Annotated in this window: 24 protein-coding genes; 13 read left to right on the top strand and 11 right to left on the bottom strand. The window is 58.1% G+C overall.

What is annotated here, in order from left to right:
• Positions 1-21: 21 nt before the first annotated feature.
• The 4 genes from holA to D6851_RS04590 are packed head-to-tail and all read right to left on the bottom strand — an operon-like array spanning position 22 to position 4,516.
• Entirely contained in the window at positions 22-1,068 is a 1,047-nt protein-coding gene (holA, locus tag D6851_RS04605) for a DNA polymerase III subunit delta (RefSeq protein ID WP_120323705.1), read from the bottom strand.
• Entirely contained in the window at positions 1,065-1,559 is a 495-nt protein-coding gene (gene lptE, locus D6851_RS04600; protein WP_420797093.1) for an LPS assembly lipoprotein LptE, read from the bottom strand. Before lptE ends, holA begins: the two co-directional genes overlap by 4 nt.
• On the bottom strand, positions 1,559-4,087 hold the full coding sequence (gene leuS, locus D6851_RS04595) for a leucine--tRNA ligase (RefSeq protein ID WP_120323703.1): 2,529 nt from the start codon (positions 4,085-4,087) through the stop codon (positions 1,559-1,561). Before leuS ends, lptE begins: the two co-directional genes overlap by 1 nt.
• A gap of 21 nt (positions 4,088-4,108) precedes the next feature.
• Complete coding sequence (locus D6851_RS04590) at positions 4,109-4,516, bottom strand: DUF3576 domain-containing protein (RefSeq protein WP_238473961.1); 408 nt, start codon at positions 4,514-4,516, stop codon at positions 4,109-4,111.
• Between the two features lie 569 nt (positions 4,517-5,085).
• Between D6851_RS04590 and D6851_RS04585 the strand changes: the two genes are divergently transcribed.
• The 3 genes from D6851_RS04585 to D6851_RS04575 all read left to right on the top strand — a co-directional run bounded on the left by D6851_RS04585 (position 5,086) and on the right by D6851_RS04575 (position 7,005).
• Positions 5,086-5,790 carry a hypothetical protein gene (locus D6851_RS04585; RefSeq protein ID WP_238473939.1) on the top strand — a complete coding sequence of 235 codons (705 nt, stop codon included), beginning with the start codon at positions 5,086-5,088 and terminating at the stop codon, positions 5,788-5,790.
• Positions 5,791-5,962: 172 nt separating this feature from the next.
• Positions 5,963-6,685 carry an acetoacetyl-CoA reductase gene (gene phbB / locus D6851_RS04580; RefSeq protein WP_120323701.1) on the top strand — a complete coding sequence of 241 codons (723 nt, stop codon included), beginning with the start codon at positions 5,963-5,965 and terminating at the stop codon, positions 6,683-6,685.
• 56 nt (positions 6,686-6,741) lie between these two features.
• Entirely contained in the window at positions 6,742-7,005 is a 264-nt protein-coding gene (locus tag D6851_RS04575) for a ribbon-helix-helix domain-containing protein (RefSeq protein WP_120323700.1), read from the top strand.
• 40 nt (positions 7,006-7,045) lie between these two features.
• Here D6851_RS04575 and D6851_RS04570 read toward each other — a convergent pair whose 3' ends face one another.
• Positions 7,046-7,273: a hypothetical protein gene (locus D6851_RS04570; protein WP_338014730.1), complete on the bottom strand. Its 228-nt coding sequence runs from the start codon at positions 7,271-7,273 to the stop codon at positions 7,046-7,048.
• Positions 7,274-7,432: 159 nt separating this feature from the next.
• Positions 7,433-8,713, bottom strand: a complete 1,281-nt coding sequence (gene murA / locus D6851_RS04565) for a UDP-N-acetylglucosamine 1-carboxyvinyltransferase (RefSeq protein WP_120323699.1) — start codon at positions 8,711-8,713, stop codon at positions 7,433-7,435.
• 92 nt (positions 8,714-8,805) lie between these two features.
• On the opposite strand from murA, the gene galU reads away from it, so the two are divergent.
• Complete coding sequence (gene galU, locus D6851_RS04560) at positions 8,806-9,678, top strand: UTP--glucose-1-phosphate uridylyltransferase GalU (RefSeq protein WP_120323698.1); 873 nt, start codon at positions 8,806-8,808, stop codon at positions 9,676-9,678.
• A gap of 147 nt (positions 9,679-9,825) precedes the next feature.
• Here galU and D6851_RS04555 read toward each other — a convergent pair whose 3' ends face one another.
• From D6851_RS04555 to glnE, 4 genes are all read right to left on the bottom strand, one after another.
• The gene (locus tag D6851_RS04555) at positions 9,826-10,506 is read right to left on the bottom strand and encodes a M23 family metallopeptidase (RefSeq protein WP_120323697.1); all 681 of its coding nucleotides are present in this window, start codon (positions 10,504-10,506) and stop codon (positions 9,826-9,828) included.
• 162 nt (positions 10,507-10,668) lie between these two features.
• Entirely contained in the window at positions 10,669-11,457 is a 789-nt protein-coding gene (locus D6851_RS04550) for a ferritin-like domain-containing protein (protein WP_120323696.1), read from the bottom strand.
• A gap of 9 nt (positions 11,458-11,466) precedes the next feature.
• Positions 11,467-11,949, bottom strand: a complete 483-nt coding sequence (locus D6851_RS04545; protein ID WP_120323695.1) for a peroxiredoxin — start codon at positions 11,947-11,949, stop codon at positions 11,467-11,469.
• The gene (gene glnE, locus D6851_RS04540) at positions 11,946-14,651 is read right to left on the bottom strand and encodes a bifunctional [glutamate--ammonia ligase]-adenylyl-L-tyrosine phosphorylase/[glutamate--ammonia-ligase] adenylyltransferase (protein WP_120323694.1); all 2,706 of its coding nucleotides are present in this window, start codon (positions 14,649-14,651) and stop codon (positions 11,946-11,948) included. The genes D6851_RS04545 and glnE overlap by 4 nt, the downstream gene beginning before the upstream one ends.
• Before the next feature lie 104 nt (positions 14,652-14,755).
• Between glnE and D6851_RS04535 the strand changes: the two genes are divergently transcribed.
• Both D6851_RS04535 and D6851_RS04530 read left to right on the top strand, forming a co-directional pair.
• A complete protein-coding gene (locus D6851_RS04535; RefSeq protein ID WP_120323693.1) occupies positions 14,756-16,453 on the top strand; it encodes a M28 family metallopeptidase in 1,698 nt (565 codons plus the stop codon).
• Positions 16,454-16,524: 71 nt separating this feature from the next.
• A complete protein-coding gene (locus D6851_RS04530) occupies positions 16,525-17,511 on the top strand; it encodes an agmatine deiminase family protein (protein WP_120323692.1) in 987 nt (328 codons plus the stop codon).
• Positions 17,512-17,718: 207 nt separating this feature from the next.
• Here D6851_RS04530 and thrS read toward each other — a convergent pair whose 3' ends face one another.
• Positions 17,719-19,716 (bottom strand): threonine--tRNA ligase, encoded by a 1,998-nt coding sequence (gene thrS / locus D6851_RS04525; protein ID WP_120323691.1) that lies wholly within the window; start codon positions 19,714-19,716, stop codon positions 17,719-17,721.
• 396 nt (positions 19,717-20,112) lie between these two features.
• Between thrS and D6851_RS17540 the strand changes: the two genes are divergently transcribed.
• The 7 genes from D6851_RS17540 to D6851_RS04495 all read left to right on the top strand — a co-directional run bounded on the left by D6851_RS17540 (position 20,113) and on the right by D6851_RS04495 (position 24,539).
• Entirely contained in the window at positions 20,113-20,295 is a 183-nt protein-coding gene (locus tag D6851_RS17540) for a hypothetical protein (RefSeq protein ID WP_147395432.1), read from the top strand.
• Positions 20,292-20,699 carry a hypothetical protein gene (locus tag D6851_RS04520; RefSeq protein WP_120323959.1) on the top strand — a complete coding sequence of 136 codons (408 nt, stop codon included), beginning with the start codon at positions 20,292-20,294 and terminating at the stop codon, positions 20,697-20,699. Before D6851_RS17540 ends, D6851_RS04520 begins: the two co-directional genes overlap by 4 nt.
• Complete coding sequence (locus tag D6851_RS04515; RefSeq protein WP_120323690.1) at positions 20,696-20,887, top strand: helix-turn-helix transcriptional regulator; 192 nt, start codon at positions 20,696-20,698, stop codon at positions 20,885-20,887. The genes D6851_RS04520 and D6851_RS04515 overlap by 4 nt, the downstream gene beginning before the upstream one ends.
• A gap of 32 nt (positions 20,888-20,919) precedes the next feature.
• Positions 20,920-21,864 (top strand): alpha/beta fold hydrolase, encoded by a 945-nt coding sequence (locus tag D6851_RS04510; protein WP_120323689.1) that lies wholly within the window; start codon positions 20,920-20,922, stop codon positions 21,862-21,864.
• A gap of 72 nt (positions 21,865-21,936) precedes the next feature.
• Entirely contained in the window at positions 21,937-22,671 is a 735-nt protein-coding gene (locus D6851_RS04505; RefSeq protein ID WP_120323688.1) for an alpha/beta fold hydrolase, read from the top strand.
• Between the two features lie 12 nt (positions 22,672-22,683).
• Positions 22,684-23,559: a tetratricopeptide repeat protein gene (locus tag D6851_RS04500; RefSeq protein ID WP_120323687.1), complete on the top strand. Its 876-nt coding sequence runs from the start codon at positions 22,684-22,686 to the stop codon at positions 23,557-23,559.
• Complete coding sequence (locus tag D6851_RS04495; RefSeq protein ID WP_120323686.1) at positions 23,556-24,539, top strand: LLM class flavin-dependent oxidoreductase; 984 nt, start codon at positions 23,556-23,558, stop codon at positions 24,537-24,539. Before D6851_RS04500 ends, D6851_RS04495 begins: the two co-directional genes overlap by 4 nt.
• The last annotated feature ends 107 nt before the right edge of the window (positions 24,540-24,646 follow it).

The raw sequence follows: 24,646 nt of genomic DNA, 5'->3' as shown, positions 1-24,646 counted from the left end.
AACAGTCCGCAGAAGGCCCGTTCACCGGCGCGGCGCAGCAGCGCGGGTGATTTCCGCCAGCGCCTGCGCCAGCAGTAATTCGGCCGAACGATTATCGGCCAGCAAAGCGCGATGCGTTTCCACCAGCCGCGCCACCAGCCGGTCCAGCTTGCGCCCCCGCCAGTTGCGCAATTGCACGGCGAGATCGGCGCGGTCTTTCCAGAAAATCCGCCGCGCCTTTTGCTCTGCTTCGAGCAATCCGTTCACATCGCTGCTATGGCCGAGCTTGGCAGCCAGCGCAGCAAGTTGCGCGGCTCGCCGTTCTAACGCCAGCAACAGACCGACCGGATTCAATCCCAGTTCGCGCATACGTTTCAGCTCGCCAGGCAGCTTCGCTCCGTCCCCTGCGAGCGCGGCATTGACCAGCGGCATGAAGCCTTCTTCTTCCGTACTCGCACCGACCGCATCGAGCGCTTCGGCATCGGCGAGCCGCGGTGCCTGCGGCGAAGCATCGAGATACAAAGCAAGCTTGTTCACTTCCGATTGCGCCAGCCGCACATCGAGCCCGGCACTGCGGGCGATCCGTTCCGCCAGATCACCATTGAGGCGCAGGCCAGCCGCGTCGGCCATACTGCGCACATCGGCCGTCACGCTGCGCAGATCGGGCGGATAGAACATCGCCACCAGCGCATCGTCCCGACCGGCAAGCAGTTTGGCACTGCGAGACTTATCGGTCGCCGATGTCGCGACGATCAGCACCGGCCAGGCGTCTTTCGCTTCTCCCGAATCGATTGCTTCGGTGAGAATTTTCAGTGCATCATGCGTTTCATCGCCCGAAGCGCGCACAAAAAGATGCCGTGCATCGCCGAATAAGGAGGTCGAGCGGGCTTCGTCGCTCAGTCGCACCGGATCGCGTCGCAGATCCGATCCGCCCATCTCGATCCGCTCCCCGGGAGTGTTGAGTGCCGCGGTAATCTTGGCTGCTGCCGCCGAAGCGCCTGCCTCATCCGGGCCGCAAAAGAAAAAGATTCGGCATTGCCGGGCCGCTTTCACGGCCGTTGCGTTGAAGTCGCGTTGAGTGGCTTTCACGAATCCTGCTTGCGCAACGTCAGCGACAGCCGGGTCACAATCCGGTCGGCCACTTCCCTGGCGAGATTTTCCAGCGCTGTCTGTTCCGCCGCAATCGTGGCATATTCCGAGGAGACCACATCGATACCGGCATCCGAACCGGCAGTGGCATCGAGCAGCACTTCATCGCTGGCCGTATCGACAAGCTGATAACGCGCCCGCAAAGTGCGCCTTTCCCGCCCGATCGTATCGTCCGTCAGCAGCCCCAGCCCTTCGAGCTTGTCGTCCAGCACGACATCGAGCCGGTAACGCGGGCTGACATCCGCGCCGGACTGGCCGAGCCGGTCGCGCAATTCGTTGCGCATCAGCCAGCCGGCCCTGCCCTTGATCGGAGCCACTTCCACCGCTGCCAGCCCACGCGCCACGGCACCATTGCTGCCACCCGCATACATGGGCTGCAATCCACAGCCCGAAAGAGCGGTGGCCAGAAGCAGAAGAAGCGCAAAACGGATCATATAACGATATTCACCAGACGGTCAGGCACCACGATCACCTTGCGGATATCGGCACCATCGAGGAAACGCTGCACCTTCTCGCTTTCAAGCGCAAGCGCTTCCAGCTCATCCTTGGGCAAGCCCTTGGCCACAGTCAGCGTATCGCGCAATTTGCCCTTCACCTGAACGGCGATGGTGACTTCGTCATCCACCAGCAGATTCTCATCGACCGCCGGCCATGCCGTCTCGGCCACGAGACCGCTTTCCTGCATGGACACCCAGCCTTCTTCGGCCAGATGCGGCATCATCGGGGCAATCAGCAACAATATCGCGCGGATCGCCTCGCTGCGACTGGCTGAGGGGCTGGCCTTTTCGACTGCCCCGGCCAGTTCGTAAATCCGTGCCACTGCCTTGTTGAAAGAAAGCGCTTCTATATCCTCGGCCACAGCGGCAATGGTCTGATGCGTTTTTCGCGCCAGAACCTTGTCATCACCTTCTGCAGCAGGGTCATATTGCCCGAACAAACGCCACAGGCGCTGCACAAAACGCGCACAGCCCTCAATGCCTGCTTCGGACCAGGGAAGATCGCGCTCGGGCGGGCTGTCGGACAGCATGAACCAGCGCACCGCATCGGCCCCGTAGGAATCGATAATTTCATCCGGGTCGACGACATTTTTCTTCGACTTGGACATTTTGATGACCCGCCCGACATCGACCGGATCGCCATCGACTTTCAGAACCGCCCCCTCGCCGGTGCGATTCACTTCCGCCGGATTATAATAGATAGTCTGACCGCTCTTCGCTTCCTTGCGCGAATAGGTCTCATGCGTAACCATACCCTGCGTAAAAAGCTGGGCGAAAGGTTCCGCTACATCGAGCTGGCCGATATATTTCAGTGCCCGGGTCCAGAAACGGGCATAGAGCAGATGCAAAATGGCATGTTCGATGCCACCAATATACTGGTCCACCGGCAACCAGGCTGCCGCTTCCGCCGGATCGAACGGCTTGTCCGCCGGCTGGCTGGCAAAGCGGATAAAATACCATGAACTGTCGGCGAATGTATCGAGCGTATCGGTTTCACGAAGCGCCTTCGCGCCGCATTGCGGGCATGTCGTATGCTTCCAGGTCGGATGGCGTTCCAGCGGATTGCCCGGTGTCGAGATATCGACATCCTCGGGCAATGTGACCGGAAGCTGATCCTTGGGCACCGGCACCACACCACAGCTTTCGCAATGGATAAAGGGAATCGGCGTGCCCCAGTAACGCTGGCGCGACACACCCCAGTCGCGCAAACGCCAGACGGTCTTGCCTTCGCCCCAGCCTTCGCTTTCGGCACGTGCAATCACCAGAGCCTTAGCTTCAGCCACACTCATTCCATCGAGCGGCCCTGAATTGACCAGTACACCGTCACCGGATTCTGCTTCGCCTTCGAACGGCTTGTCGGCTTCTTCCACCGTCGGCGCCACAACGCGCGGGATCGGCAGACCATATTTGGTCGCGAATTCGAAATCGCGCTGGTCATGCCCCGGTACGGCCATAACCGCACCCGTACCATAATCCATCAATACGAAATTTGCGATATAGACGGGCAGTTGCCGCGCGGGTTCGAGCGGATGCTGCGCGGTCAGCCCGGTATCGAAACCGAGCTTTTCCGCCGTTTCCAGCTCTTCAGCCGTGGTCCCGCCTGCACGACATTGCTCAATAAAGGCCTGCGCCCCGGCATTACCTTCGGCCACTTTCTGCGCGATCGGATGATCGGCTGCAACAGCCACGAAGCTCGCCCCGAAAATCGTATCGGGCCGAGTGGAATAGACTTCCACCGAATCGCCATCGGACAGGGCGAAGCGGAACTGCAGGCCACTGCTCTTGCCGATCCAGTTTTCCTGCATCAGCCGGACCTTTTCGGGCCAGTTTTCGAGACCTTCCAGCCCGTCCAGCAGATCCTGCGCGAAATGTGTGATCTTGAGAAACCACTGGCTGAGCTTACGCTTCTCGACCAGAGCGCCCGAACGCCAGCCCCGCCCGTCGATCACCTGCTCGTTGGCCAGCACGGTCTGGTCTACCGGATCCCAGTTGACCGCGCTTTCCTTGCGGTAAACGAGGCCTGATTCGTAGAAATCGATAAATAGTGCCTGTTCATGCCCGTAATAAGCGGGATCGCAGGTAGCGACTTCGCGGCTCCAGTCGAGCGCGAAACCGAGGCGCTTCAGCTGCGCCTTCATATTGTCGATATTCTGATAGGTCCATTCGCCCGGATGGACTTTCTTTTCCATCGCAGCATTTTCCGCCGGCATGCCGAAAGCATCCCAGCCCATCGGATGCAGCACTTCATGGCCGCGCATCCGTTTATAACGCGCCAGTACATCGCCCATCGTATAATTGCGGACATGGCCGATATGAATGCGCCCCGAAGGATAGGGGAACATCTCCAGTACATAGCTCTTCGGCTTGTCGCTCGCGCTGTCAGCCCTGAAGCAGTCTTTTTCGTCCCATGCGCGCTGCCAGCGCCCGTCAGCCTGTGACGGATCGAAACGTGTCTCGCTCATTTGCCGTGCCCCCTGCCGCGATCAACCGATTGCGGAGCGACGAATGTCGCGGGCCTTGGTGAGGATAATTTCTTCAAGCTTCTGCACGGTCGCAGCCTGTACCGGCGCGTCGACCCAGACACCGTTCTGATAAACTTGACGGCTCGCTGCTACCCGCAGGGCATCGGCACGCAGGTCCTGATCGAGAATCGATACCGAAACCTTCATCCGCTCGCCGGGAGAATCGGGCTTGGAATACCAGTCGGTCACGATCACACCGCCGGAACTGTCGGCCTGTGCCAGCGGCATGAAAGACAGAGTTTCGAGCGAAGCGCGCCAGAGATAGGAATTCACGCCGATTGTCGTGATCTTGGCTGCCGCCACATCCGCCTTGGGACGGTCATTCCCGCCGCCACAGGCCGCCAGACCCAGAGCAACGCCACCGGCCATTGCAGCCCGCAAAGCCAGTCTGCCTTTTGTCAGGCGCGGGGACATGCCGGTTCCAGTCTTGCGGATATTCGAAATTACCATGCTTGGTCCTGTTCAGAATGAAGGCCACCTGTGCAGAATGAAGCGGGCGACCTCCAGGGCAAATTCAGTGCTGTTTTCTCTTGGGTCTCTATACCTTGCACACAGCCTGCGACAAGGCCGCGTTTTGGCAGGACATTGGCGGGAAACGCGGTGAATAGGCGCTTAACACTGAGATTTATGTGTACTCTGTGCAACACTCAGACAAAACCCGGAGTTGCAAAAGGCAAAAGAACTGGTCATCCCTAGACTAGAAGCGTAACACGCATTCAAAATAAGAGCATATGTTGTGGTAATTGGAGAAGCCTGCCTGGCGATGGCGCAAGTCATCCTGTGTTCAGCGGAATTATGATTGAGCATAGTGCAGGTCTGAAATTTAGGGGCTAGTTGGTAAGATGGGGTTTAAGCGGATCAGGCGTTGGAGCAGCGGCAAGGCCGTTTGCCTGCTTGGTACGGCGGCCCTCGGCATTGCTGCTTTACCGACAGCGGGCATGGCCGTTGGATCTCTCGTCCGGGATAGCAATGAGCCGGTAAGTCTCGCGGCACGCGGTAGTTTCGCTTCCTTCACCCCTGCTTCTGTCGACCCCAAAATGGCCAGACTGATTGCCGATTATGGCAATGGCAAAGGCCGTCTGATGCGCTTTACGCCTGCGGGTATGGATGAACGGCCCAACCGGGCAGTCACTGTGGCCGTTCGCGTCGATGAAGAAACCGCCCGTGCTATTTCGGTGCGCTCGGCTCTGGCTAAAACCAAGGATAAGGTTGGCCTGGAGCGCAATCTCGGTATCACTCCGACACGCTACAATCTCGGCATTTCCCGCGGTTATCAGAGTTTCGCGCAAGCATCTCAGGCACCTTCCTCGCTCAATAAAGCATTAAGCGAAGCAGCCATGCCCGATCTGGCCGAATTCAAGTTCGTGCCCGAGAAAGACAAGGAAAGCACAGCGTCCAAACAGAGTCGTTTCGGCGCCCGTATCTCGCTGCAGGAAGAAAGCAAGCATGGTCGCGCGCCCAACACGGTCGATTCGGTCAGCAATCAGACGCTTGATGTCGCTGGCAGCTACAGCCTGACACGCAACCTCAATGTTACAGCCGGTGTGCGCTATTCGCAGGAACGCGATCGCCTCGCACCGCTGACCGACAGTGATGAAAAAGACAGTCAGGCTGTTTATGTCGGAACCCAGTTCCGCTTCTGATTCCATCAAACTTACAAGTCTCGGTTAAATCAGCAATTCATCGTATGAATAATGCGGCTCAACCCGTTTCAGAGGCTATATTGTCTCGGGCCTGATTTTCCTTTGATTACGTGATTTTTGCTGCCTACGCTGCCCTCTGGTTACCATGACGAGAGAGGAGTAACTGGCAATTATGGCACGTGTGGCAATCGTTACCGGCGGAACAAGAGGCATCGGCAAGGCTATCTGCCTTGCACTTCAGGAAGACGGCGTCACTGTTGTCGCCAATTATGGCGGCAATGAAGAAAAGGCCAAGGCCTTTACTGAGGAAACCGGTATTCCGGCCTATAAATGGGATGTTGGCGATCATCAGGCGACGCTGGCTGGCTGTGAAAGAGTCGAACAGGAAGTCGGCCCCATCGATATCGTAGTCAATAATGCCGGCATCACGCGCGACGGTACGCTGCAGAGAATGTCTTTCGAGGATTGGGACGAAGTTATCCGCATCAATCTGGGCGGCTGCTTTAATATGGCCAAAGCCTGCTTTCCGGCCATGCGTGAACGCAAATGGGGCCGCATCGTCAATATCGGGTCGATCAACGGGCAGGCCGGACAATATGGTCAGGTGAATTATGCCGCAGCCAAAAGCGGCATTCATGGTTTCACCAAGGCGCTAGCCCAGGAAGGTGCAAAATACGGTGTGACCGTGAACGCGATTGCGCCGGGTTATATAGACACCGATATGGTTGCAGCCGTTCCCGAAAATGTGCTTCAGAAGATTGTGTCCCGCATCCCGATCGGGCGCTTGGGCCATGCGCATGAAATCGCCCGTGGCGTGGCATTTCTTTGCGCGGAAGACGGTGCTTTCGTTACCGGTTCCACACTTTCCATCAATGGCGGCCAGCACATGTATTGATGGCAATGTGCTCCGGGAAAATAACCCGGGGCACACCGTTTCCAGGAGCATTATCCTTGACGGACAGTCCGTATCATCCACCGGTCAAACATTCGGTCGAAATTGCGGGGCACAAGACCTCGATCAGTCTTGAGCCGGTTTTCTGGGAATTGCTGCGCCAGGCTGCTGCCAGTCGCGCCCTTCCGCTCAACGCTCTGATTGCGGAAATAGACGCGCAGCGTATTCGTGCGGATAATCCTCCCGGACTTGCAAGCGCTATACGCATCTGGCTGACGCTTTATCTCAGCCGGGAAACGAGCAAACATTCGCAAGGGGCATGATGGAAGGACATGCTCCTGCCATCATGCCGAATTGCTTTTCTCAATATTTTGCAGGCGGATCACTGGCCGGAAAACTCTCGTCGCTGGCCTGATCTACATCGTTCCAGTGCCGTCTGGGCTTATCCGCCATGGCCTCCGGGCCGGCATCGCGCACCGAACCCGATTTCTGTCCGCCAGCATAGGCAGCGGCATGGTCGCGCCGGTTTTTTTCATAATATTTGTAGCCTGCATAACCGAGGCCACCGAGAACTGCGAGCTTAAGAAGCATAATTGCACTCCTTTCCGTTACATAGGCCCAACGCCCGCATGATCGGAAAGGTCCAAAACAAAGCACAGCAGAGCGATTGCCCTGCCGCGCTTTACTTTTCATAATAGTGGCCGAATTGCCTCGCTCCGGCGTATCGTCCGAGGCAACCTGCCCGCCTGCTTATTCGCCGACCCGTTCGATATCCGCGCCCACCAGCGCCAACTTTTCTTCAAGCCGCGCGTAACCGCGGTCGAGGTGATAGAGCCGATGCACCACCGTTTCGCCCTCTGCAGCAAGCCCGGCAATAACCAGACTCATCGAAGCGCGCAGATCGGTGGCCATGACTTCAGCACCCATCAGTTTGGGGACACCGTGAACAATCGCCGTCCGCCCCGAGGTTTCGATATTGGCTCCCATGCGATTGAGTTCAGGCACATGCATATAACGGTTTTCAAAAATGGTTTCGGTCAGCACGCTTGTCCCGTCTGCCCGACACATTAACGCCATGAGCTGCGCCTGCATATCCGTGGCAAAACCGGGATAGGGAGCAGTCGATAAGGTTACCGGACGCAGCGTTTCATGTGCATCCACCGCTATGCCGTGTTTATCCGTTTCGACATGCACCCCGGCATTGCGCAAGGCATGAATCGTGGCAGACATATCCTCCGCCTTCGCTCCGTCGAGACGCACCGCGCCACCGGTAATTGCCGCGGCACAGGCATAGGACCCCGCCTCGATACGGTCTGCCATGACCTTATAGGTTGCACCATTGAGACGGCTGACACCATGAATCGTCAGTTCAGCTGTCCCGATGCCTTCGATTTCCGCTCCCATGGCAACAAGGAGATTGCACAAATCAACAATTTCGGGCTCACGCGCCGCATTGTTCAGATGGCTGATGCCATTGGCCAGAACCGCCGCCATCACAGCGTTTTCGGTCGCCCCAACCGACACGATCGGAAAATCGAAATCCCCGCCGGGTAGCCCACCATCGGGGGCTGTGGCACGGACATAGCCCTGTGCCAGCTCAATTTGCGCACCCAGTGCTTCAAGTGCCTTGAGATGCAGATCGATCGGCCGGTTACCGATGGCGCATCCTCCGGGAAGTGACACAGTCGCTTCGCCCGCCCGTGCCAGCAGCGGGCCAAGCACGAGAATCGACGCACGCATCTTGCGCACCAGATCGTAAGGTGCAGTTGTACCGGTCAGTCTGGTTGCTTGCAGGGTAATCACACGCCCGAAATCATCCGGCCGACTGCCTGCAATCGCAACCGAAACGCCAAACTGGGTCATGAGGTGCTGAAAACCGTCAATATCGGCCAGTCGAGGCAGGTTACGCAACGTCAACGGTTCTTCTGTCAGCAAAGCGCAAGGCAGCAATGTCAGGGCCGCATTCTTGGCGCCGGAAATCGGAATCGTACCGGAAAGGCGATTACCGCCACGTATAATAATCTTGTCCATATTCAGCGTTTAGCGCGATCAGCAAATCGAACAAGAGATAGCAGCAAATCAGACTGTTGACCCCGGTGATTTCACCTATATTGTGCAGTGCAATGAGCACACATAAACCCATCAAGAAAGCCGTTTTCCCGGTCGCCGGGCTCGGCACGCGCTTCCTTCCTGCCACCAAGGCAATCCCAAAGGAATTGCTGCCCGTGGTCGACCGGCCATTGATCCAGTATGCGATCGATGAAGCGCGCGAAGCTGGAATCGAGCAGATGATTTTCGTAACCGGGCGGGGTAAAACCGCTCTGGTCGAAAATTTCGACATCGCTTTCGAGCTCGAACAGACAATGAAAGAGCGGGGCAAAGATCTCAGCGTGCTCGAACCGACCCGCTTCACACCGGGCGATCTCATCACAGTACGCCAGCAGGTGCCGCTTGGCCTCGGCCATGCCATCTGGTGTGCCCGTGCCATTGTCGGAGACGAACCTTTCGCCATTCTGCTGCCCGACGAATTGATGGTTGGTGAGACCGGCTGCATGAAGCAAATGGTCGACGCTTATAATGAGGTTGGCGGCAACCTTATCTCGGTGCTGGAAGTACCGCATGAAAACGTATCCAGCTATGGCGTGATCGATCCGGGCGAAAGCCATGGCGCGCTCACAGAAGTCCGCGGGCTGGTAGAAAAACCGCCGGTCGATCAGGCGCCATCGAACAAGATCGTTTCGGGCCGCTACATTCTTCAACCCGATGTGATGCGTACCCTGGAAACACAGGAAAAGGGCGCCGGCGGCGAAATCCAGCTGACTGATGCAATGGCCAAGATGATCGGCAATCAGCCGTTCCACGCTGTGACATTCGACGGCAAGCGCTATGATTGCGGCAGCAAAATCGGATTTGTCGAAGCCACACTTGCTCTGGCAATGGAGCGGGACGATCTCGGCCCGCAGGTCCGCGAGATTGCGAAGCAACTGCTCGACTGATCCTGCATTGGAACTAAAAAAGGGGGGCCGGAAACAAATTCCCGGTCCCCTTTTTTATGATCTGTGTTTCGAAAGCAGCGCATATAGCACAGAAAAGGCGGCAGAAACTGCCGCCTTTTCCCTCTCTCCAACTCTAAAACTATACGCTTATTCAGGACCGCCCTGACCGCCCGCTTTTTCATTCAATGCGAGTTGTGTGTCAGTTGTCACCATATAAGGGCGAGGGTCGACCGCCTGCCCGTCAACCCGCACTTCATAGTGCAGATGCGGCCCCGTCGAACGCCCGGTCGTACCGATATAACCGATCAGTTCACCTTTCTTCACATGCTCACCGGCATGCACCGTGTAGCTGGAAAGATGAGCGTAGCGTGTTTCCAGATCGCCACCATGTTCGATCTGGACATAATTGCCATAAGAACCGAAATATTGCGCCTTGCCGATCGTGCCGTCGGCCGTGGCATAAACCGGCGTGCCGCGCGGCCCGGCCAGATCGACACCTTTATGAGCAGCACGCTTGCGCAGGATCGGATGGTTGCGCATTCCGTAGCTGCTGGTGAGGGTCACACCTTCAACCGGCATACCGGCCGGCACAAAAACTTTGGGCTGAGCGGCAGCGAGTTCATTTTCTGAATCGAGATCGCGCCAGCTGGCAAAAAGCTGCTGAAATTCACGTTCGCCGTTACCGATACCGGCATCCTTATCGGATTTTACAGCGCTGGTGATCTGGGTGGTGGTGGCGTTGCTGCCTGCGTAAGCCGGGCTGGCAGCCATAATGATCAGTGCAGATGCGGCAGTAGAAATGGCTCGGATAGAATGATTGAACAGCATGCGACCTCTTTATTCCCGTCCATAGTCGTGGATGCCTCAACGACATCCGTCGGCTTCCCCCGGTGAGGTCGACCCGCAAAGCAAAGGGCCGAACTCGCTTTTTTCTGTTTGCGGGAACTTCCCGCCCTCCGTCTTGTTACTGACTATGCGGGAAAAAGCTTTTTAAGCAACCGCATCATAGAAGTCGCGCGACAGACCGGCTGCACTGCGCGCTGAGTCGTTGAATGGGGGCTTAAGAGCCCCGCGAAAATGCTGTTCGACCAAAGTTTTCCAGTGATTCTGCGGTATTTTCTCATACAAATTACACCATGCGGTGAAATGTTTGGTCCCGTACCGGACATGGCGAATCTCGTCATCTAGAATGCGCTGGAGAATTTTCGCGCCCTTGTGATCGCCCTGGCCCTGCACACGATTGAGTGTGGCAGGCGTAACATCGAGCCCGCGCGCTTCGAGAACCATTGGAACGATAGCCAGCCGCGCCGCGACATCATGAGCCGTTTCCTGCGCGGCTTCCCATAAGCCATCATGCGCGGGAAGGGCAGTATAATGGCTGCCCAGCCGTTGCAGTTTGCGCTCTATCAGTGCGAAATGCATGGCTTCATCGGCAGCGACCGACAAAAAATCGCTGACAAATTCCAGATTCATCTGTCCGCCGAATCTCCCGACCATGTCCAGCGCGAGAGCGATCGCAACAAACTCGATATGCGCGAGTGAATGCCACAGAGCGATGCGGTTCTTTTCCGAACCGCCTTTACCCCGCTTTGGCATCTGACTGGGGGGCAGCAATGTCAGGCTGTCAGGCCATACAGGGCGTTCGGGCATGGCGGCCGGAAAGGCTGTTTCCAGTCGCCCCTGCCGCCAGTCTCGCACCAGTTTGCGCGTTGCCATCACTTTGGCATACGGATCGCCGGTCAGCAGAGCCTTCCGGATGGCATTCCCCAGAGTTTTCATGAGCAAGCTCTATAGTGCCCTGGCTGCTTCAAGCACTTCCTCGGCATGACCTTTCACCTTAACCTTGCGCCAGACCCGGGCGATTGTGCCATCCGGTCCGACGAGAAAGGTAGAGCGCTCCATCCCCATATATTTCTTGCCATACATGTTTTTCTCAACCCAGATGCCGAGTGCTTCGGCTATTCCATCCGGGCCATCGGCGGGCGTATCGGAAGCAAGCGGTGCGGTCAGCTCCTGCTTTTCGATGAATTTCAAATGTTTGGCAGGCGGGTCCTTGCTGATGCCGAGCAGGGCTACCCCTGCTGCATCGAACTGCTGTTTCAGAGCGGAGAAGTCCTTGTTTTCTGTTGTACAGCCCGGCGTTGCATCCTTGGGATAGAAAAACATCACCAGCTTCTGCCCGGCGAAATCGGATGGTTTTACCTGTCCGCCATCGGGTGTTTCGAGGGCAATATCGGGCATCGTATCGCCAATATCAGGGCGTTCGCTCATCGTGCTATCTCCAGTTGTTCGCCGAACAGATCGGCCCAGACCTGTGCCACCCCATGCCGTGCTTTGGTCAGGTCTTTCAAGAGCGTGTCGAAAGACGCGTGGCCGCAAATCCGTGCCATCGCCTGCTGCCCGACCTCACCCGGCACATGACCGTCAGGCGCAAACAAGCGCGCAGCGACCAGCAAACGGGTAAGACTGTCATACCAGGATCGGAAATCAGCAGGCAGCAGATTGCCTTGCACCAGTTCAAGAATCGCCTCGCCGAGATCCGGCTTCAGCGCCACGCCATCGCGCAACTGAAGATAGTGAATCGCGAATTCGCAATCGATCAGCCCGCCGCGCTGCAATTTGGCATCGAGAGGTCCGCGCGGCGGTTTGTGCCGGGCCATTTCGTTGCGCATATGCAGAATATCGGCGCGCAACACCTCCCTGTCACGCGGCGCGGTCAGGACATTCTCGACAATTTCACGTAGGCGCTGCTGCGCTTTTTCCGGGCCGAAAAGAGGGCGCGCCCGTGTTAGTGCCATATGCTCCCAGGTCCAGGCATCTTCTCGCTGATAGCGTTCGAAACTGTCGAGGCTCACGGAAAGCGGCCCCTGCGCACCTTGCGGACGAAGCCGCGTATCCACCTCATAGAGCGCCCCCTGAGCCGTTGGCACACTCAAAGCCGCTGTCACGCGCTGGGCCAGACGGTTGAAATAGAGCGAGGCTGTGAGCGGGCGGCGGCCATCCGATTCCACACCTATGCCACCACTGAACAGATAGACGATATCGAGATCGGATGCGTGGGTCAGCGCGCCGCCGCCCAAACGCCCCAGACCGAGTATCACCAGATCGGCCCCCGCCACGCGGCCATGAGCCTGAGCGAATTCTTCGGCAGCCGCTTCGGCGCCGGCTTGCAGAGCCGCTTCCGCGACACGGGAAAGACCGGCGGCAATATCCAGTGGATCATGCCGTGCCTCGACCAGTTGGGTGCCGAGTGCAAACCGCTCCTCCCCGACGACTTGCCGGATACGATCGAGCCGCCTTTCATAATCGTCACCACGCTCGCCGCGTGTCATCCGCCTGCGCAGATTCTCGACCGATCCGGGCAGGTCCAGCGCTGTGGCATCGATCAGCGCATCGAGCAATTCGGGACGGCGGGACAATTCGTCGGCCAGAGGCGGAGCCAGCGTCAGCAGACGCAGTACCTGATCGAGCAGGCCGGGCCTTGCTTCGAACAGACGAAAGAGGTTGATGGCACTCGGCAACCTTGCCAGCAGCGTTTCCCAGCGTGACAGCGCATGCGCAGGGTCCGGCGCCTTGGCGAAAGCATCGAGAAGAGCCGGCAAAATCGAATCGAACGCCTGTCGCGCCTCGGTGCTGCGGAGGCTGCGAATGGTTTCAGGCCAGTTCTCGATCCGGGCAGTCAGGGTTTCAGGATCGGCAAAACCGAGTTGCCTGACACGCTCGCCCAGCCCCTCTTCCCCGACAGACACCGCCAGAGACGACTTTTCCTCACCCGGCCGGTCCAGCAACCGATCGTACCGTGCCGCCACCTTTTCGGTAATAGCGCTCAACTCCTCGATCAGCGCACGCCCATCGTCGAGACCGTCGAGACGAGCGACACCATCCAGTGCCTCTTCATTATCGGGCAGCGAATGCGTCTGCCGGTCATAAACCATTTGCAGCCTATGCTCGATCTCGCGCAAACGGTCATAACTGCTCCCCAGCATCATCGCATCGTCTGCGCTGATAAGCTCTTCCTGTGCCAGAGCATCAAGCGTGGCGCGCGTTCCGCGCTGCCGCAAGGCAGGACGGCGACCGCCGTGAATAAGCTGATAGGTTTGCGCGAAGAATTCAACTTCGCGTATCCCGCCGCGCCCTTGCTTCACATTGAAGCCGGGTCCCGGCTCACGCGGGCCGCTGTGATGATCGCGAATCCGGCTTGTCAGTCGCCGGATTTCCTCCAGTGCCGTAAAATCGAGACTGCGCCGCCAGATGAAGGGCCGGATATCATCGAGAAAACCCTGCCCCGCCGCCATATCGCCAGCCGAAGCCCGTGCACGGATAAAAGCCGCTCGTTCCCAGGCAAGCGCCGAGCTTTCATAATGGCTAAGCGCAGCCGGAAGCGAGACAGCAAGCGGGCTCACTTCGGATGCGGGCCGCAAACGCAGATCGACCCGAAAAACATAGCCATCACCGGTCTGGCGGGTCATCGTCTCCATCAATGTCCGGGCAACACGCTGGGCTGCTTCTCCCGGCTCGTCACGCTCGCGGCGTGGCAGTGTTTCGGGGTCGAACAACAGAATCGGATCGATATCGGAGCTGTAATTCAGCTCCTGCGCCCCATGTTTCCCGAGAGCGAGGGCGATGAAGCCCCTGGGTTCGGCGTCGGGCACGCGGCGCCTGATGGCATCGCTTATCGCCCGATCCAGCGCCCGATCGGCGAAATCGGATAATTCGCGCATCACCCGTTCGAGCGGGAATAGCCCTGCGAGATCGCCTATCGCCAGCGCCACGGCAAGGCCCAGCCGTTCCTTGCGCAAGGCGACACTGGTGTCGGTTATACCGTCACCCGCCCTGTGCGCCCATTGCAGAGCGTCCTCCCCCCTGCCCTTTTCAAGCAGGTCCGCAAGCTCGGGCTGCCGATCCAGACCGAGCGACAGAAACGGCGAAAATTCGCGGGCACGCTGCACGGCCGAAGTAAAATCATAAGACATTATGCGTGAGTGCATGGGCAAGGAAAGAAGAGCAAGCCACTCTTGAGACTATTGGCAAGCTTTGCCACAAGACCGTCATCACGAGACCCATGAGGGGACTATCCATGTTTCGATTTACCTGCGTGGCTGCCGCATCTCTGGCGCTGGCAGCCTGCAATTCTTCTTCCGATTCCGCCCCGGATTCAGCCGCTGAACTGAATATTCCCGAAGTTGCTCCCGGCGATCTTTCCATCGACACGATGAAAGAAGTTACCAAAACGCTGTCTTCCGATGAGTTCGAAGGACGCGCGCCCGGCACGGAAGGAGAGAAAAAGACACTGTCCTATCTGGTCGAACAGTTCAAACGCGTCGGCCTTGAACCGGGCAATGATGGCAGCTGGTTTCAGGACGTACCGCTAGTTGAAATCACGTCGAAAGACTTCAAGCCGATGACCGTGACCGCGGGCGACAAGACGCTGTCCTATGATTTCGGCGATGACTGGGTGGGCACCACCTACCGCGAAGACAAGACCACCAGCCTGAAAGACAGTGAGCTGGTCTTTGTCGGTTATGGTATCAATGCACCTGAAAAGAACTGGAACGACTATGCCGGGATCGACATGAAAGGAAAGACTGCGGTCATCCTCGTCAACGATCCCGACTGGGAAAAAGAGGATCAGGAAGGCACATTCAACGGCAAGGCGATGACCTATTACGGCCGCTGGACCTACAAATATGAAGAAGCCGCAAGACAGGGCGCGGCCGGGGCGATCATCATTCATGACACCTATCCGGCGGCCTATGGCTGGAATGTGGTCGAAAGTTCCTGGTCCGGCCCGCAGGCTTATGCCCAGCGCAAGGACGGCGGCGCTGACCAGACACTGGTGAACGGCTGGGTGCAGAAGAATGTGGCCAAGGAAATTTTCTCAGCCACCGGGCATGATTTTGCCAAGCTGATGGACGATGCCAAGAAACCGGGTTTCACACCTGTCGATCTTGGCGCCAAAGTTTCCACCAGCTTCGACAATGACATTCGCACATTCAAATCGAAGAATGTCGTAGGCATTCTGCCGGGTAGCGAAAAACCCGATGAATATGTGCTCTATACCGCTCACTGGGATCACCTCGGCCATTGCAAAGCCAATGCCGAAGGCGACGATATTTGCAACGGCGCAATCGACAATGCGACCGGCAGCGCCGCGCTTGTTGCCCTTGCCGAAGCCCAGAAGAAGGCAGGCCCAGCCAAACGCAGCATGGTCTTCCTGGCGGTAACAGCCGAGGAATCGGGGCTGCTCGGTTCGGAATATTATGCCGATAATCCGGTCTTCCCGCTCAATAAAACCGTAGGCGGTGTCAATATGGATGCCCTCCTCGTTGGCGGTGGCCCGGCCAAGGACGTTACCGTTATCGGTGGCGGCAAGAGCAATCTCGATGCTTTCCTCGACAAGGCTCTGGAAGAAGAAGGACGCGTCGCGACACCCGATCCTGAACCGCAGAATGGCTATTACTACCGTTCCGACCATTTTGGTTTCGCCAAACGCGGCGTACCGATGCTCTATATCGATGGCGGACAGGATCTGGTCGATGGCGGCCGGGAAGCCGGCGCCGCCATGGCCGCAGACTATACGGAAAACCGTTATCACGGGCCCGATGACGAATATGACCCCAATTGGGACTGGTCGGGTACGCTGAAGGATTTGCAGCTTTTCTACCGTATCGGCCGTATGCTGGCCGACAGCGATAGCTGGCCGAACTGGAAGGAAGGCGACGAATTCCGCGCGGCCCGCGATAAAAGCTGCTCTGCTTCCGATTCCGGGTGCTGATTTCCCTTTAAAGCGGTATCCGGGGCGGGTAATGGCTCGCCCCGGATTGCCTTTGAGGGAGTATTAAACCGATGCCTGCCACCATGCCGCCCGAATGGTACAAGCAAGACTGGCTCTGGATCGGTTTCCCGCATGATGAAGCCGAATGGCCCGGCTTGCTCGCCCGGGCGCAGGAACAGATTGCTGAATTCGCCAATGTCGTTGCGGAAAGCGGACAGGAAGTTCGGCTGGTGGTGCGCGATGGCGCCAATGAAATGCGTGCACGATCGCTGACCAGCGGTGCAGTCAAACTGGTTCGTCACGAATATGGTGATATCTGGTTACGTGATACGGGGCCGTTAATCCTGATCGGCGATCATGGCGAACGCATAGCCCAGCGCTTTGCCTTCAATGGCTGGGGCGGCAAATATCTGATGGCGGGCGATCAGACCATCGGTGACGATCTGGCCGCCGAAGCCGGTCTGCCCTGTCGCCAAGCGGACTGGGTGCTTGAAGGCGGAGCGCTGGATTGCGACGGCACCGGGCTAGTGGTGACGACAGAACAGGTGCTGCTCAACGCCAACCGCAATCCGCATCTGTCCCGCAACGATATAGAAGCCCGTCTGGCCAGCGATCTCGGATTTGATCGGGTCTTGTGGCTGGGCAACGGGCTGCTCAACGATCACACGGATGGCCATGTCGATAATCTCGCCCGCTTCGTGGCGCCAGGCGTGCTGGCCCTGCCCCATGCGACCGGGCCGGACGATCCTAATAAAGCGGTGTATGAAGATGCAAAGGCCCGCGCCGAAGCTTTCGGCCTGACCGTCCGCACCGTCCCTTCTCCCGGCCTTGTCGATTCAGGCAATCATATCGAACCGGCGAGCTATATGAATTTTGTCATCACCTCTTCGCTCGTCGTCGTACCTCTTTATGGCACGGTACATGACAAGGACGGAGTTGCAGCGATTGCCAGTCTGTTTCCGGATCGGGCCGTGGTGGGCGTGATGGCCGATGCGGTGGTGGCGGGCGGCGGGAGCTTTCACTGTTCCAGCCAACAAATGCCCAGCCGGCCACAGTAACGCTTTTTTAAGGGCGACCCAGCCATGATCGGAACATGGTCGCAACCTTTCAATCTCTATCCGACATGCTCGTCGATCACCTGCGCTTCATTCTGGTATCAGGCAGCGCGCTTACTCTGATCTGCGCTGACGCAGCACTACCGTTCTGATTAAAACAGGCGCTGGAAAGGGCAGCCCGCGAGGGCACACCCTTCCTCATCATTCCGCTTATTTAAGATCGGGCGCAGTCGCGCCATCTTTCAGGAAAGCGATGGCATCGTCGAGTGAGAGGAATTTCTGTTCCTTTTCGCCCAGAGTCCGCATGGCGACAGTACCTTCCTCCGCCTCACGCTTGCCGACGACCAGCAGGTGAGGGACTTTTTTCAGCGAATTATCCCGCACCTTATAATTGATCTTCTCGTTGCGCAGATCGGTTTCCACGCGAATCCCCGCTGCCTTGAGCTTTTCCGCCGCTTCTTTCGCATAATCGTCTGCATCGGACACGATGGTCGCCACCACCGCCTGAACCGGGGCAAGCCAGAGCGGCAGTTTCCCGGCAAAATGTTCGATCAGCATGCCGATAAAGCGCTCATAGGATCCGAAGATCGCGCGGTGCAACATGACGGGGCGATGGCGCTCACCATCTTCACCGATATAGCTGGCATCAAGTCTTTCGGGTAAAACACGGTCGGACTGGATCGTACCGACCTGCCAGGTCCGGCCAATCGCATCGGTCAGATGCCATTCGAGCTTGGGTGCATAGAAAGCACCTTCACCGGGCAATTCTTCCCAGCCATATGCTTCGGTCGCGAGGCCTGCTGATTTCACGGCATTGCGCAATTCTTCCTCGGCCTGATCCCACATTTCATCGCTGCCGAAACGCTTTTCCGGACGCAGCGCCAGTTTGATCGAATAATTGCCGAAGCCAAGATCCTTGTAGATCCGGTCTGCCAGAGCGCAGAACTTGCTGACTTCATCAACAATCTGGTCCTCACGGCAGAAGATATGCGCATCGTCCTGCGTGAACTGACGCACACGCATCAGGCCGTGCAACGCCCCATGCGGTTCGTTGCGATGACAGCAGCCATTCTCATACAGGCGCAAGGGCAGATCGCGGTAGGATTTGATGCCTTGCTTAAAAATCAGAACATGCGCCGGGCAATTCATCGGCTTCAGCGCCATCCAGTCGGCATCGTCCGAAACAATAGGGCCGTCATCTTCAGTGTTGGGCACTTCATCGGGAATTACGAACATGTTTTCGCGATATTTGCCCCAATGGCCGGACTGTTCCCACTGACGGGCATCCATCACCTGTGGCGTTTTCACTTCGCGATAGCTGGCCGCATCGATCGCACGGCGCATATAGGCTTCCAGTTCGCGCCACACAATGTACCCCTTGGGGTGCCAGAAAACCGAACCATGGGCTTCCTGCTGGAGATGGAACAGATCCATTTCGGCGCCCAGCTTGCGGTGATCCCGCTTGGCAGCTTCTTCCAGCCGCACCAGATATTCATTGAGCTGCTTCTTATTGAGCCAGCCCGTGCCATAGATCCGGCTCAGCATCGCATTGCTCTGATCGCCACGCCAATAGGCACCCGATACGCGGGTTAGCCTGAACGCTTTGGGATCGAGCTTACCGGTGGAGGAAAGATGCGGACCGCGGCACAGATCGAGCCAGTCCTCACCCGAATGATAGACGGTCAGCGATTCGCCCTCGGGCAATTCCGCTGCCCATTCGGCCTTGAAGCTTTCACCATGATCCCTGAACCATGCAATCAGCCGGTCACGCGTCCATTCCTCGCGGCGCAGCGGTTTATCCGCCTTGATGATCTCCCGCATCTTTTCCTCGATGACGGGGAGGTCGTCCTCGGTGAACGGGCCGCGCTTGCCGGGAGCGAAATCGTAATAGAAACCATCATCTGTCGCCGGACCGAAAGTGATTTGCGTGTCAGGCCAGAGCGCCTGCACCGCTTCGGCCAGCACATGGGCATAATCGTGGCGAACGAGTTCCAGCGCGTCCGCTTCATCTTTGGCGGTAATCAGCGCCAGTTCGGCATCACCTTCGAACGGACGGGTAAGATCGCGCACTTCCCCGTCAACCCGCGCGGCCAGCGCAGCCTTGGCAAGACCCGGCCCGATCGATGCGGCGACATCCGCCGGGCAGGAGCCTTCCGGCATTTCGCGTTCCGACCCGTCGGGAAGGCTGATTTTGATCACTTCGGTCATCGAACCTGTCTCTTACTCTGTTGCACGCCCAAATATGGTGCCTCCCAATGGCACAGGCGCGCGCCCATCGGAAGATGCGACGTCCTGCTTAATCGGTCGGTTTCGGGTGGTGACGCCATGCCGCCCGAAACCCGGGCAGCGATGGCAGCGACTAGATCGCGACCGACCGCCCCCGGGGGAACCGGGTGGTGGTAGTCGTCGTGATGGTCAGCATCGGAGCCATGAACGGGCCTTTAGCAACACTTTCCCGACAAGTCACCATTCTTTGCCGCCCCCATCTCACGAGATGACGAAAGCCCCATTTTCGCGCATCCTATCGAGAAAATGTCCATGACACTTGACAGGACTGACCATATAGTCAATGTTGCTTTACATATTAACAAGGGAGCTTGACCAATGCCACTGCTCACGAAGTCTTGCGGCTGGGCAACAGCCCTCCTTTTGCTTGCTGTGGCCAATATGTCGGGATGGGTTGGCGATTTCACCGCGCAGATCATGTTCATCATTTTTGGCGCACCGGCCGTCACATCTTTTCCCAGGCCATGTCTGTTCCGCCGCAAGCAAGGGGCCTGCTCATGACTTGTCTGCCTCGCTCCAGTCCGGCCTATCGTCGCTACACAAAGCGCTTCATTCCGCTGACAGTGTTTTATATTGCCGCTATCATGCTGGCGTCTTTGTTCATCCCTGATGACGCAGCCGCCAGCCCGGCCACTATTGCGCTTGCACTCCTGCCCGGTCTTGCCGTGGTCGGCTGGATCTGGGCCATGGGCAGCCTGCTGGTCGACCTGGATGACGAATATCTGCGGATGCTCGAAGTGCGGAAATTCCTCGTTGCGACCGGTTTCGCTCTTGCCATTGCCAGCGTATGGGGTCTGCTCGAACTCTATACCGACGTTCCGAAATTACCCGTTTTCATGATCTTCCCGATCTGGTGCTTAGGACTCGCCGTCGGTCAGATATGGAATCGGATAAGCGGCGCATGAAAAACCGCCTCAGGGTTCTGCGGGCCGAGAAAAGCTGGAGCCAGCAGGCGCTGGCCGAGCGGATCGGCGTATCGCGCCAGAGCGTCAACGCCATCGAAACGGGTAAATATGACCCGTCTCTTCCGCTCGCTTTCCGCATCGCCGATATTTTCGAACTGCCCATCGAAGCCATATTCCTGCGCGATTGACGCACGCGCCCCCGTGCCGGAGACCGTCCGCTATGATTTTCTTCCGTCTTGCCTTATGCGCATTAGCGATTTTTGCCCTGTACCCTGCGAAATCTGCTTTCGCACAAGACAGCGCTGCGCAATCTGCAGACAGACCTGTTATCGATGCCGGACGTTTCAGCGTGGAAGTGACGGGCTCCGGACCGGATGTAGTGCTAATTCCCGGCCTCGCCACACCACGCGATGCCTGGCAACCGCTCGCCGAAGAGCTGAAATCACATTATCGTTTCCATCTGATCCAGATAAAAGGCTTTGGCGAACCGGCGGGCCCCAACGCTTCGGGCGAATTGCTCGGCCCAATCAGTGAAGATCTGGCACGCTATATCGTGGATCATAATCTGCAATCACCCGCTTTGGTCGGCCATTCGATGGGCGGGTTACTCGCCCTAATGGTGGGCGCCAATCATCCTGATCTGCCCAGCCGTATCATGGCTGTGGATGGGGCTCCCTTCTACCCCTCTTTGCTGAAACCGGGCGCCGATAAAGACACGATGCGCGACTATGCTGCCCGGCTGCGCGATACTTTACTGAGCGAACCGGATCGCAAACCCGATCTGAGTGCGAACTGTCCGGAAAAGACCGAAGCAAGCCCCGATGCACCCGGCAGCTCGACCAGTGACCCTCGCCATGTCTGTCAGATAAGCCGGTGGATGGACCGCTCCGACACACGCGTGGATGCGCAGGCGATGTATGAAGTGATGACAACCGACTGGCGTCCCCGTCTCAAGGACATCACCGTGCCGGTCACCGTTTTATACGCCACAGATTCGGACACAGGCCTGCGTGACAGCTTCATCGCTTCCTGGACGCGTGCCTATGACGGTTTGCCGCAAGCCAGGCTGATAGAAGTGCAAAACAGCCATCACTTTATCATGCTCGATCACCCCGTACAGACGCGCGATCTGGTCGAGGCTTTTCTAGAGAAGACTTCAGCCTGAACGAAACCGCGCATGGTGCCCGCCCCACGGTTTCTCTTGTCCTGTTCCCGGTCAGCCCCCATCTTCGCCTCTATGGCCGAGACACAGTTTCACGATCTGCCCGACGGGCGTCGCATCGCTTTTCGTCACACGCCCGGCACAGGCCCGGCGCTGGTTTTTCTGCCCGGCTATATGTCCGATATGGACGGCACCAAGGCGACGACCCTGTTTGCCTGGGCGCAGGAGCAGGGCCGCGAAGCCCTGCTGCTCGACTATTCGGGGTGCGGACAAAGTTCGGGAGACTTTGCCGATGGCGCGCTTTCCATCTGGCGTGACGAGGTTATGTCACTGATCGGGAGCTACTTGTCGCATCCGGTTTTGCTGGTCGGTTCTTCCATGGGCGGCTGGCTGATGCTGATGGTAGCACGCGCTTTGGGGAACCGACTGCATGCAATGGTCGGGATCGCCGCCGCACCCGATTTCACCAGCTGGGGTTATGATGAAGCCGAACGTGCCAGGCTTGCCGGGGGTGAAACCCTGCTACGTCATAATCCCTATGGCCCTGAGCCCACCCCGACCCATGCAAAATTCTGGGCCGATGGCGAGGCGAACAAGCAACTGACAGACACAATTCCGCTCGCCTGCCCGGTGCGCCTGTTGCACAGCCGGGCCGATAGCGAAGTGCCCCCGCGCATTTCTCTCGATCTGGCAGACAAGCTGTATTCAGAAGATGTGCAGGTGACACTCATCAAGGGAGGGGACCACCGCCTCTCGCGCGAGGGAGACATTGCCTTGCTGCTGCGGGTGGTTCAGTCCCTGATCGAATAGGCCCGCCTCCCCATGCCCTTTTCCCTTCCCATTTCACTCATCGCCCCGCTCATGCTGATGCAGACGGCCACGGGCGGTGTCCCCGGAGCGTCCGACGCGCCCCTGCCTCAGGGGATCGGACGCGATGAAACCACAAGGCAGAATCCGCGGCGAGCCGGATCATCCCGTTCCACGATCGAACAGGACCGACTTGGCCTGTGTCTCGAAAAGGCTCGCCGCGATCCGACCACGGCCATGGTAAACGCCTCCAGCTGGCTTAGCGAAGCGCATGGCACCGAACGTGCCCTGCCACAGCAATGCCTCGGCATGGCCTATGTCAGTCTGTTACGCTGGGAAGCGGCTGAACAAAGCTTTCTCGCGGCCCGATCCGCCAGAAAGGAAAGCGATCATACGGATCGTGCCCGGCTGGCAGGCATGGCAGGCAATGCCGCACTGGCCGACAATCGGGCTGAGGATGCGCTCCACGATTTCGATCTGGCTATGGCCGAGGCCGAATCTGCTCAGGACACGCCACTTGCCGGAGGATTATCCGCTGATCGCGCCCGCGCACTCGTCCTTCTGAAACGTGAAGACGATGCCGAAGCTGCGCTGCAAAAGGCGATTACCGATGCTCCGCAAAACCCGCGCGGCTGGCTTTTGCTGGCCACGCTGGAACGACGGCAGGATAAGCTGAGCGAAGCCGCAGACCATATCCGCACAGCCGGCGGCCTCGCCCCGCAAGATCCTGAGGTTGCGCTGGAAGCCGGACTGATCGCAGTCCTTTCAGGGGATGATGAAACCGCCCGCAAGAACTGGCAGGCGGTGCTCGACCTGGCCCCGGCAGACAGTACCGAAGCCGCCAATGCCAAAGCCTATCTCGCCCAGTTGCAAGAGGAGGATCAGCCATGATCCCGCTTTCCGTACTCGATCTTATTCCGGTTCGCGAAGGAAGCACGATTTCGCAAGCCTTCGACGCAGCAGGCAAGCTGGCCAAAGTGGCCGAGGAAAACGGTTATAAGCGCTATTGGATAGCCGAACACCACGCGACAGAGGGTATTGCCGGCGGTGCTACATCCCTCGCCATCTCGCATATCGGCCATTGCACCAGCACGATCCGCATTGGCTCGGGCGGAATCATGTTGCCCAATCACAATCCTTTCGTGATTGCCGAGCAATTCGGCACGCTGGAGGCACTGTTCCCGGGGCGGGTCGATCTCGGTCTTGGCCGCGCCCCCGGCGCCGGGGGCAGAATTGCTCAGGCGCTGCGCAAGGATCTGATGGCTGCGGCCGACAATTTCCCCAGTGATGTGGTGGAACTGCGCGCGCTGTTCACCGGCGATGTCGATTTGCCGATCAAAGCGACGCCCGGATTCGGTGCCGATATCGAAATGTGGATGCTCGGCTCCAGCCTTTTCGGTGCGCAGCTCGCAGCGAAACTGGGCATGCCCTATGCCTTCGCCAGCCATTTCGCACCCGACCATCTGGATGAAGCGCTGCGTGTCTATCGGGAACGCTTCGAACCATCGCCCTATCTCGACACGCCGCATGTAATGGCCGCGATGACCGCAATCGCTGCAGATAGCGATCAGGAAGCTTTCGACCTCGCAACATCGCAAGACCAGTCTTTTGTCCGCTTGCGCACCGGCGATCCGGGTAAATTGCCCCCACCCGTTCCTGGCTATCGCGATACACTGCCTATGATGCAGCGCGCCATGCTGGAACGGATGGATGTCGCCCGCGCGGTCGGCTCCCCCGATACGGTGCGCGACAGTATCAGCCGCTTTGTCGAACGGACCGGTGCCGACGAACTTATCCTGTCAGGCGCAACCTACGATCCCGCGGCGCGCGAAAAATCCCTGCGCCTCATCATGCAGGCTATGGGATCATAAAAAGAAAGCAGGTTTTCCCCGATTGAAACCCGGGTAAATCAGTCTAAGCAATAATCAGAAAGCCCGGCACAAGAATTATTCTCGCCTATCGTATAAGCGCCGGAACA

It is taken from the genome of Altericroceibacterium spongiae, from assembly GCF_003610805.1.
GTDB lineage: Bacteria > Pseudomonadota > Alphaproteobacteria > Sphingomonadales > Sphingomonadaceae > Altericroceibacterium > Altericroceibacterium spongiae.
Note: the sequence above shows the minus strand (reverse complement) of the source record. Positions and strands in the feature narration are given on the sequence as shown.

Excerpts from the sequence above, each read along its gene's own strand:
- D6851_RS04545 (WP_120323695.1), bottom strand. The coding sequence starts at position 11,949 with ATGAGCGAACGCCCTGATATTGGCGATACGATGCCCGATATTGCCCTC.
- leuS (WP_120323703.1), bottom strand. The coding sequence starts at position 4,087 with ATGAGCGAGACACGTTTCGATCCGTCACAGGCTGACGGGCGCTGGCAG.
- D6851_RS04520 (WP_120323959.1), top strand. The coding sequence starts at position 20,292 with ATGACTTGTCTGCCTCGCTCCAGTCCGGCCTATCGTCGCTACACAAAG.
- D6851_RS04510 (WP_120323689.1), top strand. The coding sequence starts at position 20,920 with ATGATTTTCTTCCGTCTTGCCTTATGCGCATTAGCGATTTTTGCCCTG.
- galU (WP_120323698.1), top strand. The coding sequence starts at position 8,806 with ATGAGCACACATAAACCCATCAAGAAAGCCGTTTTCCCGGTCGCCGGG.
- D6851_RS04500 (WP_120323687.1), top strand. The coding sequence starts at position 22,684 with ATGCCCTTTTCCCTTCCCATTTCACTCATCGCCCCGCTCATGCTGATG.
- murA (WP_120323699.1), bottom strand. The coding sequence starts at position 8,713 with ATGGACAAGATTATTATACGTGGCGGTAATCGCCTTTCCGGTACGATT.
- phbB (WP_120323701.1), top strand. The coding sequence starts at position 5,963 with ATGGCACGTGTGGCAATCGTTACCGGCGGAACAAGAGGCATCGGCAAG.
- D6851_RS04550 (WP_120323696.1), bottom strand. The coding sequence starts at position 11,457 with ATGAAAACTCTGGGGAATGCCATCCGGAAGGCTCTGCTGACCGGCGAT.
- thrS (WP_120323691.1), bottom strand. The coding sequence starts at position 19,716 with ATGACCGAAGTGATCAAAATCAGCCTTCCCGACGGGTCGGAACGCGAA.
- glnE (WP_120323694.1), bottom strand. The coding sequence starts at position 14,651 with ATGTCTTATGATTTTACTTCGGCCGTGCAGCGTGCCCGCGAATTTTCG.
- D6851_RS04515 (WP_120323690.1), top strand. The coding sequence starts at position 20,696 with ATGAAAAACCGCCTCAGGGTTCTGCGGGCCGAGAAAAGCTGGAGCCAG.
- D6851_RS17540 (WP_147395432.1), top strand. The coding sequence starts at position 20,113 with ATGCCACTGCTCACGAAGTCTTGCGGCTGGGCAACAGCCCTCCTTTTG.
- D6851_RS04535 (WP_120323693.1), top strand. The coding sequence starts at position 14,756 with ATGTTTCGATTTACCTGCGTGGCTGCCGCATCTCTGGCGCTGGCAGCC.
- D6851_RS04495 (WP_120323686.1), top strand. The coding sequence starts at position 23,556 with ATGATCCCGCTTTCCGTACTCGATCTTATTCCGGTTCGCGAAGGAAGC.
- D6851_RS04585 (WP_238473939.1), top strand. The coding sequence starts at position 5,086 with ATGGCCGTTGGATCTCTCGTCCGGGATAGCAATGAGCCGGTAAGTCTC.
- D6851_RS04530 (WP_120323692.1), top strand. The coding sequence starts at position 16,525 with ATGCCTGCCACCATGCCGCCCGAATGGTACAAGCAAGACTGGCTCTGG.
- D6851_RS04555 (WP_120323697.1), bottom strand. The coding sequence starts at position 10,506 with ATGCTGTTCAATCATTCTATCCGAGCCATTTCTACTGCCGCATCTGCA.
- D6851_RS04570 (WP_338014730.1), bottom strand. The coding sequence starts at position 7,273 with ATGCTTCTTAAGCTCGCAGTTCTCGGTGGCCTCGGTTATGCAGGCTAC.
- D6851_RS04505 (WP_120323688.1), top strand. The coding sequence starts at position 21,937 with ATGGCCGAGACACAGTTTCACGATCTGCCCGACGGGCGTCGCATCGCT.
- D6851_RS04590 (WP_238473961.1), bottom strand. The coding sequence starts at position 4,516 with ATGGCCGGTGGCGTTGCTCTGGGTCTGGCGGCCTGTGGCGGCGGGAAT.